We start from the raw sequence: 13,370 nt of genomic DNA on the forward strand, positions 1-13,370 counted from the left end.
GGGGGCGGGCGGGGCCGTGCGATCCGTGGGTGGGGCCGTGCGATCCGTGGGCGGGGCCGTACGACCCGTGGGTGGGGCCGTACGACCCGGTCTCGAAGGGGTGACCCGGCAGGGAGATCCTGCGGCCGTCCGCGTACCCGGCCCGGGCCGCCCAGTCCACCGCCTCCCCCGCCAGGTACCTCTGGACGGCGTGTTCCGGCTCGCCCGTGCCGGGCCGGCGCGGGAGTCCCGCGAGTTCGGCTCTCAGCTGGAGCGCCAGGTCGGCACTGTCGGTGGCGACGAAGGCGGTCCGGACCGCGTGGTGGGTGCGTCCCGCGCCGAGCGTCACGGCCACGTCCGCCAGTGCGGGACGGTCACTCTCCAACCGGTCGGCGAGGGCGCCGAGGACCTGGCGCAGCGCGGGCCGGGTCCGGGCCGAGACCGGTATCGCCAGCGCCGTGTCCGGGGCCGGGCCCGCCGCTTCCCGCGGCGGCTCCGCGACCACCAGATGCGCGTTGGTCCCGCTGAAGCCGAAGCTGCTGACCGCGCCGACGAGTTCACCGGATGGTCCGGGGTGCCAGGGTTCCAGCGCGGTGACCGGTCGCAGCGGGCTGCCGGCGAAGTCGATCTCCGGGTTGGCCTTGTCGAAGTTGACCAGAGGCGGCAGTTGGCGCTGCCGCAGCGCCAGCAGGACCTTGAGCAGCCCGGCGATGCCGGCGGACATCGTCGTGTGCCCGATGTTGGCCTTCACGGAACCGAGACCGCAGTGACCAGGGGTGGTGGCCGCCCGGCCGAGCACCTGGTGGAGGGCCTTGATCTCGATCGGGTCGCCGAGCGGCGTACCCGTGCCATGGGCCTCGACGTAGGTCACGTCCTCGGGCCGGACCCGGGCCCGGCGCTGCACCCGCTCGATGAGCGCGGCCTGGCCGGCGGCGCTGGGCGCGGTGAGGCCGTTGGTGCGGCCGTCGCCGTTGACGCCGCTGGCACGGATCACGCCGTGGACGCAGTCGCCGTCGGCCAGGGCCCGTTCCAGGGATTTCAGTACGACCACGCCGACGCCCTCGCCCAGCACGATGCCGTCGGCCGAGGCGTCGAACGGGGCGCTGCGGCCGGTCGGCGAGAGCATCCCGGTCTTGCTGGTCAGGACGTGCATGCGCGGCGTGAGCATCAGGGCCACGCCGCCGGCGACCGCGGCCTCGCACTCTCCGGCGCGGATGCTCTCGCAGGCGAGGTGCACGGCGACCAGGGACGATGAGCAGGCGGTGTCGACCGCCAGGGCGGGGCCCGTCAGGTCCAGGTGGTAGGCGATCCGGGCGGCCAGCACCGAGGCGGAGTTGCCGAGGAAGGCGTGGGCGGTGGTGCTCTCCCCCTGCTCGGCCAGCAGCTCCAGGTACTCGCCGACGGCGCAGCCGACGAACACGCCCCACGGCCGTTTCGGCGGGGTGCTCGTCGCGTGTCCGGCGTCCTCAAGGGCCGACCAGGCGGCCTGAAGGAAGAGCCGCTGCTGGGGGTCCATGGCCTCCGCCTCCAGCGGCGACAGGCGGAAGAACTGCGGGTCGAACCGGTCGACGCCGTCCAGGAGGGCGGCCCATTTGCTGTACGTACGTCCCGGTGCACGCCGGTCGGGGTCGTAGAACGCCCCGGTGTCCCAGCGCTCCGGCGGGACTTCGCGCACGCTGCTGCGTCCGGCCGCCAGGTTGGCCCAGAAGGCGTCCAGGTCGGGGGCGTCGGGGAAGCGGCCGGCCATGCCGATGACCGCGATGTCCCCGGAGCCGGCCGACGCCACGGCCGGCGGTCCGGGTTCGGCCGTCGCCGCCACCGCCGCCGCCGAGGCCGACATCGACGCAGACGCAGACGCAGAGGTAGAGGTAGACCCAGACGCAGACGTAGACGTAGACGCAGATGACAGGGAATCGGCGGCCGCGCCCGGCGATCCGGCGCGGGCGGCCGTCCCGGCAGCGGAGCCGGCCCCGGCGAGCGGTGTGGCAGCCGCCCCGGCCGTCCGGTCCGCCTCGGCCCGCGAGGTGGGTCCGGGGGCCGGCGCGCCGGGGAAGGACGGTTCACCGCCGAGGTCCGGCCCATCGAGGGTGCCCCCGCTCTGTCCGGCCGGCCCGGCGGTGAGAACGGCCTCCGGCGCCGGTGGCACCGCCCGCAGAGGCGGCAGTTGCACGACGCCGGAGCCCGCTGCCGCGGAGCCCGGTGCCGCGTGGCCCGGTGCCGCGTGGCCCGGTGCCGCGTGGCCCGGTGCCGCGTGGCCCGGGTCGCCGAGGTCGCGGGCGGTGGGGGTTTCCATGACGGCCGGCGCTGTCATCGGCACTGCCACTGACACCCTCGCCGGCGCTGTCGCCGTCCTCACCGCTCCTGCCGCTTCTGCCGCGTCTGCCGCGTCTGCCGTCACCGTCCTCACCGCTGTTGCCGCGTCTGCCGTCACCGTTCTCGCAACTGTGCCCGTCGCCCCCGCTGTCGCCGTTGCCAACGCTGTCGCCGTTGCCATCGCTGTCGCCGTCGCGGCTGCTGTCGTCGTCGCGGCCGCTGTCGTCGCCGTGGCGGTTGCTGTCGTCGCCGTAGCCAGCAGGGCTCGGTCGCGGGTGATCGTCTCGCGGACGTGGGCGACCAGCCGGGGCACCGTCGGGTGGTCGTAGACGGTGACCGAGTCGATGTCGAGGCCGAACGCCTTGTTCACGGCGCGGACCAGTTCCACCGCCCCGATGGAGTCCAGGCCCATCTCGCTGAAGCTCAGCGCCTCGTCGACCTCCCCGGGCGTCAGGAAGAGACTCTCGCAGAGCGCCCGGTACAGCACCTCGCTGATCCGGGCCTCGTCGGGCCCGGGTGGCAGCGGGTCCGGGACGGGAGGGGCGGCCGGTGTCCGAACCGGTGCCGCGGGGGCCGTCGACGCGGCCGGCGCGGGGACGGCAGGCCGCGCCGGTTCCGCCGCGGGGCGGGCGGCGCGGAACCCGTCGGCCTTGGCGAAGTACTCCTCGATCCGGCCGACGGACTCCGGGCCGAACACCCGCTCGTGCATGACCGATTCACGCTCGATCACGGGGGCCAGCCGGTGCAGGGTCCGGTCGGCGAGATCCTGCTTGAGGACCTGGACGGCCTCCGCGGGCTTCTCCGCGATCGACCTCGCCAGGCCGAGCGCCGTGGCCAGGACGTCGGACCGGTCGGCGAAGGCGACGTTCGCGCCCCGGCGCTCCAGTTCCTCCCCCTGGACGAGGCGGCCGGTGTACATCATCTCGGCGGCCATGACGGGCCCGAACCGGTCGGCGAGGATGTACGTCGCCCCCATGCCGGGCGTGAAGCCGTAGGTCAGGAAGTTGGCGCGGTACACACTTTCGCGGGCCAGCACCACCAGATCCGCGTACAGGCCGAAGGCGAGTCCACCGCCGGAGGCGTGGCCGCTCAGCGCGGCGATCACCGGCCGGCTGCAACGGAGCAGTCCCTCGTAGACGAACGGTACGTCGGTGAACCGGCTGCCGCCGCCGGCGAGCGTCCGCAGCCCCTCGGGCGTGGCCCCCATGCTGAAGACGTCGTCGGTGCCGGTGAGCACCACCGCCCGTACCCCGTCGTCCTCTTCCACCCGGGCGAAGGCCCGCCGCAGGCCGCTCATCATGGCGTCCGTGAACATGTTGCTGCCGCCGCCGTCGCGCATCACCAGCAACGCGATGCCCGGTTCGAGGAGACGGAACTCCACCGCCTCTCCGTCCGACGACCCCCTCCGCGGCTCCGGTGGCTCGACGGCCGGCTGCCGCGCCGCGGTCCCGGCCGGTGCGGCGGCATCCTGCGTGCCCTTCCAGCGGCCCACCCAGGCCACCTCCTCCCGGAACGGATAACCCGGCATCGGGCGGCGCCGGGCGGCGGGGTCGGCCGAGTCCCCGGCGTGGCAGTCGGCCCAGCGCACGTGCCCCCCGGCGGCCCAGTGCGCGGCCACCTCGTCCAGCCGCCCGGCGCGGAACGCGGCCACCGCGTCCAGGGCGGCCGGGGCCGCGGCGCCACCCCGGTGGGCGTGGTCGCCAGGGCCCTCCCCGTCGGCGTACCGCCGCAGTTCCTTGCGCAGTTCCGCGATGTCGGCGGTGACCACGGCGAGGCGGTGGGGCATCGGAAGGCGTCCGACCTGCGAGGTGTACGCGAGGTCGGCGAGCAGCCACGGGTCGTCGGGGCCGCCCGGTCCGCCCGGGCTGGCCTGGCCGGCCAGCCCGGCCACGGTGCTCTCCGGGGTCGCCGGTACGCCGACGGCCTCCGTGAGTTCCCGGAGCGCGAGCGCGTCGAACCCGAGATCGGCCAGGCACTCGTCGGGCCCGATCCCCTCCGGGGGGACCCCGAGCACCTCGGCGGCCCGCTGTGCCACCCAGCTCGCCGGCCGGCCGGTGCCGTCGAGGAACTCCAGGTACCGGACGGCGTACGCGCGGAGTTCCTCGGGGGTGCGCGCGGAGAGCACGAACAGCCAGGGGCCGGCGGGGGCGAGCGCGCGCGTCGGGGGCGGGGGCGCCTCCTCGACCAGGACGTGGGCGTTGGCGCCGCCTGCGCCGAACGCGCTGATGCCCGCCCGGCGCGGGGTGTCCCCGGTGGTCCAGGCACGCCGTTCCCGCTGGACCCGGAACGGTGAGTCGTCGAAGTCGATGTGCGGGTTGGTGCGTTCGGCGTGCAGGGAGGGCACGAGTTCGCGATGTCGCAGCTGGAGCAGCACCTTGGTCAGGCCGGCGATGCCGGCGGCGCTCTCCAGGTGGCCGATGTTCGACTTCACCGAGCCGAGGGCCACCGCCCCGGGGGGCAGTCCGGCGTCCGCGAACGCCCGCCGCAGGCCCTCCACTTCGATGGGGTCGCCCAGCGAGGTGCCGGTGCCGTGCGCCTCCACGTAACCGACCGTGGCGGGGTCCCAGCGGGCCCGCGCGAACGCCTGCCGGATCAGCTCGCCCTGCGCGGCCGGGCTCGGCACGGTGAATCCGCTGGTCTGCCCGGTGTGGTTGACGACGGTGGCCCGGATGACGCCGTGGACGTGGTCGCCGTCGGCCCTGGCCCGGCGCAGCGGCTTGAGGAGCACGGCGCCCACGCCCTCGCCGGGCACGTAGCCCTCGCCGCCGGCTCCGAAGCTGCGGCAGCGGCCGTCGGCGGAGAGGAACTGTCCCTGGGCCAGTTGCAGGTACTTCTGCGGGTGGACGGACACGTTGACCCCGCCGGCCAGCGCCATGTCGCACTCGCCGCGGCGCAGGCTCTCGCAGGCCAGGTGCAGCGCGGTCAGGGAGGAGGAGCAGGCCGTGTCGACGGCGAGGCTCGGGCCGTGCAGGTCGAGCGCGTAGGACACGCGGTTGGCGACCGACGCGTGCATCGCGGTGGGCGCCACTCCCCCGGCCTCGTCGGCCAGCAGCTGGTAGTGGTTCCACATGACGCCGACGAAGACGCCCGTGTCGCGGGTGGTCGGGTCCCTGGGCAGGCGTCCGGCGTCCTCGAAGGCGTGCCACCCGGCGGTCAGGAACAGCCGCTCCTGCGGGTCCATCCGCTCGGCGTCCCGCCGGGAGATGCCGAAGAAGGCCGGGTGGAAGCGGTCGACACCGTCGACGAACCCGCCCCAGCGGCTGTAGGTACGGCCCTCCGCGTCCCGGTCGGGCGAGTAGTACGCGGCGTGGTCCCAGCGGTCGGCGGGGACCTCGACGATGCTGTCCACGCCGCCCGCGAGATTGCGCCAGAAGGTGTCGAGGCCGGGTGCGCCGGGGTAGCGGCCGGCCAGACCGATCACCGCGATGTCATCGACGCCGTCCTCTTCCGGCTCCGCCTCCCGCTCCGGCTCCGGCTCCGGTTCCGGTTCCGGTTCCGGTTCCGGTTCCGGTTCCGGTTCCGGTTCCGGCAGGAGGTGCGGGACCCGATCGGCGTCACCGTGCACCACGGCGACGGCGGTCGCGCCGCCCGTGGTGGCCCGGTCCAGGAGCTCCAGCCCGGCCCTGGTCGGCAGCGGCACCATGCCGGTCGCCCCGGTGGCGCGGCGTTGGGCCCCGTCCGCCACGCGCATGCCGCCGTCCGCCCACAGGGGCCAGGCCACGGCCAGGGTGCGCCCCGGGCGCTCGGCGGCGCGCCGCTGCGCGAAGGCCAGTTGGAAGGCGTTGGCGTAGGCGTAGTCCGCCTGGCCCGGGTTGGGCAGCACCGCGGAGAGCGAGGAGAAGAGGACGAAGAGCGCCGGGGCGTCCTGTGCCGTCGCCGCGTCCAGGTGCACGGTGCCGTCGACCTTCGCCGCGCACACCGCCGCGAGGTCGGCGGGTTCCTTGCGGAAGAACAGCCCGTCGCGGAGCGTGCCGGCGCAGTGCAGGACGCCGTCGACGCGCCCGAAGGTCTCGCGTGCGGCGGCGGCCGCGGCCTGGGCGCCGGCGCGCGTGGAGACGTCGGCGCGGGTGTAGCGGACGTCGCCGCCGCGCTCCCGCCAGTCGGCCATTCTGCGCCGCAGTCCGGGGCCGGCCGGGCTGCGGCCGACCAGCATCAGCCGGGCCCGGTGGCGTGCCACGAGGTGGTCGGCGAGGAGACCCGCCAGCCCCCCGGCCCCGCCCGTGACGAGGTACACGCCCTCGTCGGCGAAGCCGTCGGCCGAGGGGCCGGTCCCGGTGGGCGCCCAGCGCCGTACCTGCCTGCGGCCGGCGCGGTGACGCACCCAGGGTTCCCCGTCCTGCCCGGTCTCGGCGAGCAGCGTGGTGACGTCGTCGGCCGCGCCGTCGTGTTCGACCACCTTGCAGCGCAGCGCGGGCACTTCGGCGCCGATGGTCGCGGCGAGCGCGGCCAGCGCCGCGTGCTGCGGTGGCGCGGGGTGGCGTACCGGCAGAAGGACGGTCGCACCGGCGAACCCGGCCGTACCGGGTTGCCCCTCGACCAAGGCGGAGGCCAGGGCCCACAGTTCGGTGGCCGCGTCATGGACCGGATGGAGGACGTGGACCGCCGGGCGGGTGTCCTCGTCGGCGAGTACGGCCAGCAGCCGCCCGAGCTGGTCGCGGGCGCGCAGGTCGAGGCGGAAACGGTCGCGGCCCAGCCGCTCGAACTCCGGGCCTCGTTCGGCCTGGACGACGCGCCGTCCGGTCGCGGTCCTGAGCCGCTCGGCCTGGCGGTCCGGTGCGCCGAACACCACCAGGTCGCCGGCGGCGCCCGGCCGCGGCGCCGGCGCGTCGGTCCAGCGCTCGGCACGGCAGACGGTCACGGCCTCGGCCGGTGCGTCCGCGCTGGGCGGCGCGCCGGTCTCGCCGGGTTCGCCGGGTTCGCCGGGTTCGCCGAGAGCTCCGGATGCCCTGGATGCCCTGGATGCCCCGGATGCGCCCGATGCTCCGGATGCGCCGGATGCGCCGGACCCCGCGATGGTGGCGGCCATGAGGGCCCGCGCATGGGGGCCGGCGAGGTGGCGGGCCAGGCTTCCCACCGATCCGTACTCGAAGAGCAGGGTCGGGTAGAGCATGGTGCCGACCAGCGTCTCCACCGCCTGGCCCAGGCGCAGCAACGCCACGGAATCCAGGCCCAGGTCGTAGAAGCCGACGTCGGCCGGGACGTCACCGGCCGGGCAGCCCAGCTCGCGGGCCACCAACTCGCGCAGCCGGGCCACCGCCACCGCTTCCGGCCCGCTCGCCTCGGCGGCGGGACCGGAGCTCTCCGCGGCGAAGGACGGACCGGAGACGTCCGCCACGAACGCGGGACCGGAGACGTCCGCCACGAACGCGGGACCGGACACGTCCGCCGCCAAGGCAGGACCGGGGGCGCCCGTGACCTCGTCGAGCAGCCGGGTGATCAGCTCGGGGTGGCGGATGCGCTTGCAGGACATGCCGCGGAACTCGGCGACCAGCCGCCCCTCCTCGTCGTGGAGGGTGTAGTCGTTGTGGACCAGGTCGCCCGATTCCGAGGGTTCCTCGGGGTGGGGGACGCGGACGTGGAAGGTCTCCCCCAGCGCCGCGGGCGCCCGGAAGAAGCCGATGTGGAAGGGGACGAACGGCTCGTCCCCGACCTCGTCGTTCTGGCCGAACGCCACCAGGGTGGAGGCGTCCGCCTTGGCCGGGTGCAGATGGAAACCGCTCTCGCTCGCCCGGCCGGCGGGATCCAGCCGGAGCGTGGCCAGCATCTCGGTCACGCCCTTGTGCAGCCGGCCGAGGCAGGTCATCGCGGGCCCGTGCCGGATGCCCTCCCGCCGGGTGCGCGCGTACAGCGTGTCCATGTCGTCCTCGCGCACCGACGCCTCGCGCAGTCGCCCGGCGTCGAGCGGTGCAGGCAGCGGCTCGTCGGCACGGACCAGCTCGGCGCGCGCGTTCTCGCGCCAGGGTGCGCAGGGTTTCCCGTGGCGCACCCAGCGGCTGTCGATCCGTACCGCGCGGGGGGAGTCGGCGTCCGCGGCACCGACGGTGACCCGCAGTTCGCGTTCATGGCCCTCGCACGTGACGACCGGCTCGGAGAAGAGGACGTCCCGCAGGGCGAGGCCGCGGAGATCGTGCCCCCGCGCCGCGAGGACCCGGTACACCAGGTCCAGGAACGTGACGCCGGGCAGCACGGAGACCCCGTGGACGACATGGTTGGCCATGATGAAGTCGTCGTGGGTCAGCCGGATGCGGCAGTCGATCTCTTGCTCGTGGTCGGCCATGCCGTGGTCCCCCCTCGGACGGGTGCTGCTGGGCGGCTTCACGCCTGCGGTGCCGGTGACGGATCGCCGGCGAGGAAGCCGGCCAGGATCCGGTGGAGCCGGGCGGCGGCGCCGAAGACGGAGATGTGGTCCCCGTGCGGTTCGACCCGCAGTCGGGCGCCCGGCAGCGCGGCGGCGATCCGGTGCGAGCCGTCGGGATGGGCCGTGTGGTCGTCCTCGCTGGTCACGACGAGCGCGGGGGCCCGGACCGCGGGCAGGTGCGGGGTGATGTCCTCGGTCATCGTGGCCAGGGTGAGCCGGCTGTAGCGGTGGAAGAGTTCGTCGGTGCTGTACGGATGCATGACCAGCTCGGCGACGTCCGCGGGGACCCGGGCCGCGGCGGTGTCCGCGATGGCCTCGTTGATCATGGCGGCGTCCGCGCGGCTCCGCGCCGCCAGCTGGAGCAGGCCCCGCAGATCGCGCTGGTGGTCGGTCATGGGCCCGGGGGTGCCGGAGAAGTCGCCGTGCCACAGGCTCAGCGAGGCGACCCGGCCGGGTGCCGCGGCGGCCGCGCGGAGCGCGATCACGGCCCCTCCGCACAAGCCCATGACGTGGGCGGTGCCGACACCGTAGTGGTCCATGACGGCCACCAGGTCGGCGGCCTGTGCGGCGACGTCGTGGGACAGCGCGTCGAACGCGGACGGGGTGCCCGGTTCGCCGAACATCCCCCGCGTCTCCCAGGTGACCACGTGGTGGCCGGGGGCGAGCCGCCGCATCCACGGTTCGCACAGCCGCACCGGCATGCCGCAGGCGGAGGCGAGCACCACGGCCGGCGCACCCGGTTCGCCCGCGCTGTAGCCGCGCACGGCGACACCGGAGCTGTCGACGACCTCCATGGCGGCGATGGTGTCCATGACGGCGTCACCTTCCTTTCCTCACGGGCGGATCCGCACGGTGGGAGTCGGCTCGCGGTGCCGCGTCGACCGGTGCGGGGGCGGGGCGTCTCCGGTACGGCGAGGGCACGTCACGTGGTGGTGAAGGGGTGCCCGGTCGTGGTGGTGGTCGCGATCGCGTTGTGCTGGTACTCGTCGACGCCCGCGACGAGCACGGACCCGAACCGGTCGAGGCTGACCCGGCCGCCGTACTCGATGATCTCGGTGGTGTCGGGGTAGACCCGCACCGACGTGGGCACGTAGCGGTTGGCGAAGCCGAGCCGCATCTCGTCGCTCTTGCCGCTGTGCGGCAGCGAGGCGTGCATCAGGGTGGACCAGAACATGATCGCCTCGCCCGGGCGCATCACCATCGGCACCGCCTTCGACTCGTCCGGGACGAAGTCCTCGTCGATCTGCAGCTCGCGGTAGTCGTAACCGAAGAACCCGCGGGCGACGCCGCCCTTGACCTGCTTGTTGATGCGGTCGGGGTCGTAGTGCATCTTCTTCGTCTCGTCGTACCGCATCTGCTGGTGGGTGCCCGGCATGAACTGCAGGCAGCCGGTCTCCTCATTGGCCTCGGTGAAGGCCGTCCAGACCGTCAGCGTGCCCCCGAAGTGCACGTTCTCCTCGCCCGACCAGACGATCTGCGGGGTGCCGGAGGCGTTGGCGAAGGTGTCCGCCTGATGCCAGTCGGTGCCCTCGTCCCCGGGGTACTTGGGGAAGAACTCGGTGCGCCAGCACAGGACGTCCGGGCCGAGGGCGCTGACGACCTTGTCGACGATCCGCGGATTGCACACGTGGTCGGCGAGGAAGTCGTTGTCCAGGTGCCGGTCGTAGTTGGAGATGTTGGTGTTGCCGGACTGGGCGGCCTCCTCCTGGTAGACCGCGGTGCTGCGGTCCATCAGCGCGAGCCGCTCGGTGCGCCAGATCCGGCGCATCTCCTCGACCTCGTACACCTTGAACGGGCCGTGGAAGCCGTTGAGTCGGAACTGCTCCAGCTCGCTCGGCGTGAGCGTGAACTCGCGCACCGAGGGGGGCTTCGTCATCTCGTCTCCTCTTAGCTGTCGGTGGGGTGGACGGCCAGGGCCAGCTCCGCCAGCCGGCGGGGCGTGGCGACGCCGCCGAGGTCCCCCGCGCGCACGGTGACGTGCAGCTTCTCCTTGATCCCCGCGAGGACGCGGACGAAGGAGAGGGAGGTGCCGCCGTGGTCGAACAGGTCGTCGTCGAGGCCGATACGGGGTCGGCCGAGCACTTCGCGGACGATCTCCATGACCGTCTCCTGCGGTGTGGCTTCCATGGCAGCGAACGTAGGGAACGCGGTGCGCGGGGTCTGTTCACTGTTGAGCAGACCCCGGCAACACCCTGGGGGATCGTGGTCGGCCACGGCGGACCCGTCGCCGGACCGGCGACCCTCGCAGGGAGCGCGATGGCTGGGAACGAGAAGACGTACCGCGACGCGGCCGGATCACTGCTGCTGCCGAGGATCATCCAGCTCGACGACAACCTCTACGGCGCGGCCTTCACGCTGATGAAGCTGGTGCCCGCCCGGCACATCCTGCTGAAGGCCGAGGAGTCGGGGCTGCTCGGCCCGCACACCGAGGTGGTGGAGACCACGTCGGGCACGTTCGGGCTGGCGCTGGCCATGCAGGCGGCCCTGATGCAGCGCAGGCTCACCCTCGTCAGCGACCCGGTCATCGACCCCGCCCTGCACCGCCGGCTCACGGATCTGGGCGCACGGGTGGAGATCTGCCCGCAGCCCGCGGCCGTCGGCGGCTTCCAGCAGGCCCGGCTGGACCGGCTGGCCCGGATCCGGGCGGAGCGCCCGGACACCTTCTGCCCGGAGCAGTACACCAACCCCGACAACCCCGCCTCCTACACCGTCGTCGCCGAGCATCTCGAGCGCGGCCTCGGCGAACTCGACTGCCTGGTGGGGCCGGTGGGGTCCGGGGGCTCGATGTGCGGGACCGCCCGCGCGCTGCGCGTCGCGCGGCCCGGGCTGCGTGCGGTCGGCGTCGACACCCCGCACAGCGTGTTGTTCGGCCACCCGGACGGCAGGCGGGTGCTGCGCGGCCTCGGCAACAGTCTGATGCCGGGCAACCTCGATCACCGGGACTTCGACGAGATCCACTGGTGCACCGCGGCCGAGGCGTTCGCCGCCACCCGGCTGCTGCACCGGTCGACGGCGCTGTTCCAGGGGCCGACCAGCGGTGCCGCGTATCTCGTGGCCCGCTGGTGGGCCCGCCGCCATCCCGACGCCCGGGTGGTGGTCATGCTGCCCGACGAAGGACACCGTTACCTGGACACCGTCTACGACGACGCCTGGCTGGCGGCGCGGGGCCTGGCCGGCGCGCCGCCCGAGCAGCCCCTGGAGGTGACGGAACCGACCCGGCCGGCCGCGGTGTGGTCCCGGTACGCCTGGGGCCGCCGCTCTCTTCGCCAGGTCGCCGGCTCGGCCCTCGGGGAGCTGATCGCATGAGCCGCCTCACCGCGACCGTGGGCCGCCAGATCCAGCGGCTGGTGTACGGCACCCTCACCCCGGCGGACCTCGCGGACGAGCTGTCCCTGACGACCGAGATCGACCTCGCCCACCTGGTGATGCTGGTCGAGTGCCGGCTGATCCCGCCGGCCGACGCGGCCGCCCTGATCCACCGGATCGGGCAGCTGCGGGCCGAGGACTTCCGTTCCCTGTACGGCGTTCCGGTGCCGCGCGGCCTGTACCTGGCTTATGAGGAGCGGCTGGGCGCGGCGCTGGGGCCGGACACGGGGGGCCGGTTGCACACGGGACGGTCCCGCAACGACCTGAAGGCCACGGTGACCGCGCTGCGTCTGCGGGCCGAACTGCGTTCGCTGCTCGGCGAGCTGACCCGGCTGCTGGCGGTGCTGCTGGCACGCGCCCGGGCACACCGCGACGTGGTGATGCCCGTGCACACGCACTACCAGGCGGCCCTGCCCATCACCTACGGCTACTACCTGACCGGTGTGGCCGTGGCGCTGGGCCGCGATGTCACCGCGCTGCGACAGGCCGTCGACGCGCTGGACCGCTGCCCGATGGGGGCCGGGGCGGCCGCGGGCTCGGACCTGCCCATCGACCCGTCCCGCACCGCGCAGCTGCTCGGTTTCGCCGCTCCGGCCCGGCATGCGCTCGACACCGTGGCCAGCCGGGACGGCGCGCTGCACGCCCTCGCGGCGGCCACGGGCGCCGCCCTGACGATCAGCCGACTGGGCACCGACCTGCAGTTGTGGAGCAGCGCCGAGTTCGGCTTCCTCGCCTTCCCGGACCGGCTGGTGGGCGGCAGCTCGGCCATGCCGCAGAAACGCAACGTGTTTCTCCTCGAACACGTCAAGGCCAAGGCGGGTACGGCCATCGGGGCCTGGACGGCCGCGGCGGCGATGACCCGCTCCACCCCGTTCACGAACTCGATCGAGGTGGGTACCGAGGCGGTGGCGGCCGTCCGGCCCGGCCTGGACGCGGTGCGTGACGCGGCCGTCCTGGTCCGGGCGCTGGTGAGCGGCGGGCGCCCCGTGCCGGAGCGCATGCTGGCCCGCGCTGAGGAGGGCTTCGTGGGAGCGACCGCGCTGGCCAACCGGCTGGTGCGGCAGGACGTGCCGTTCCGCACCGCGCACCGGCTGGTGGGCGGTGCCGTACGGCGTGCCGTCGAGCGGGGTGCGCCCCGGCTGTCGGCGGAGGACCTGCCCGAGGGGCTGCGGGATGCCGACGTCTCCCTGCCGGCCCTGGTGGCCGCGCAGGTGAGCGGGGGCGGCCCGGGCGGCTTCGACGCGGTGTTCGCCGCCGCGTACGACGATCTGCTCGCCCACCGCGACTGGCTGGCGTGCGCCGAGCGGCGCGCGGTGGCGGCGCGGGCCGCCCTCGCCACGGCCGCCGCCGCGAT

At 74.3% G+C, this 13,370-nt stretch carries 6 protein-coding genes; 2 read left to right on the plus strand and 4 right to left on the minus strand.

Annotated features, from left to right (window positions below):
- The 4 genes from GT045_RS39100 to GT045_RS27595 form a co-directional block, all read right to left on the minus strand.
- Positions 1–8,569: SDR family NAD(P)-dependent oxidoreductase (locus GT045_RS39100; protein ID WP_202529088.1), on the minus strand; the 8,569-nt coding region annotated here is incomplete at its 3' end.
- A gap of 38 nt (positions 8,570–8,607) precedes the next feature.
- Positions 8,608–9,462, minus strand: coding sequence for an alpha/beta hydrolase (locus GT045_RS27585; protein ID WP_161287105.1), 855 nt, complete (start codon positions 9,460–9,462; stop codon positions 8,608–8,610).
- A gap of 110 nt (positions 9,463–9,572) precedes the next feature.
- A complete protein-coding gene (locus GT045_RS27590; RefSeq protein ID WP_161335829.1) occupies positions 9,573–10,526 on the minus strand; it encodes a chlorinating enzyme in 954 nt (317 codons plus the stop codon).
- Positions 10,527–10,537: 11 nt separating this feature from the next.
- Complete coding sequence (locus GT045_RS27595) at positions 10,538–10,777, minus strand: acyl carrier protein (protein ID WP_161287107.1); 240 nt, start codon at positions 10,775–10,777, stop codon at positions 10,538–10,540.
- A 129-nt stretch (positions 10,778–10,906) separates the two neighbouring features.
- On the opposite strand from GT045_RS27595, the gene GT045_RS27600 reads away from it, so the two are divergent.
- Together GT045_RS27600 and GT045_RS27605 are read left to right on the plus strand one after the other, a co-directional pair.
- Positions 10,907–11,956, plus strand: a complete 1,050-nt coding sequence (locus tag GT045_RS27600) for a cysteine synthase family protein (RefSeq protein ID WP_161287108.1) — start codon at positions 10,907–10,909, stop codon at positions 11,954–11,956.
- Positions 11,953–13,370 (plus strand): argininosuccinate lyase (locus GT045_RS27605; RefSeq protein ID WP_161335830.1); only part of this gene is annotated, 1,418 nt, incomplete at its 3' end. The genes GT045_RS27600 and GT045_RS27605, both read left to right, overlap by 4 nt.

This window comes from Streptomyces sp. SID486 (assembly GCF_009865385.1).
In the GTDB taxonomy this organism is placed as follows: Bacteria; Actinomycetota; Actinomycetes; order Streptomycetales; family Streptomycetaceae; genus Streptomyces.

Bases quoted from the DNA above. Each gene is read 5' to 3' on its own strand.
- GT045_RS27595 (WP_161287107.1), bottom strand. From the start codon at position 10,777: ATGGAAGCCACACCGCAGGAGACGGTCATGGAGATCGTCCGCGAAGTG.
- GT045_RS27585 (WP_161287105.1), bottom strand. From the start codon at position 9,462: ATGGACACCATCGCCGCCATGGAGGTCGTCGACAGCTCCGGTGTCGCC.
- GT045_RS27590 (WP_161335829.1), bottom strand. From the start codon at position 10,526: ATGACGAAGCCCCCCTCGGTGCGCGAGTTCACGCTCACGCCGAGCGAG.
- GT045_RS27600 (WP_161287108.1), top strand. From the start codon at position 10,907: ATGGCTGGGAACGAGAAGACGTACCGCGACGCGGCCGGATCACTGCTG.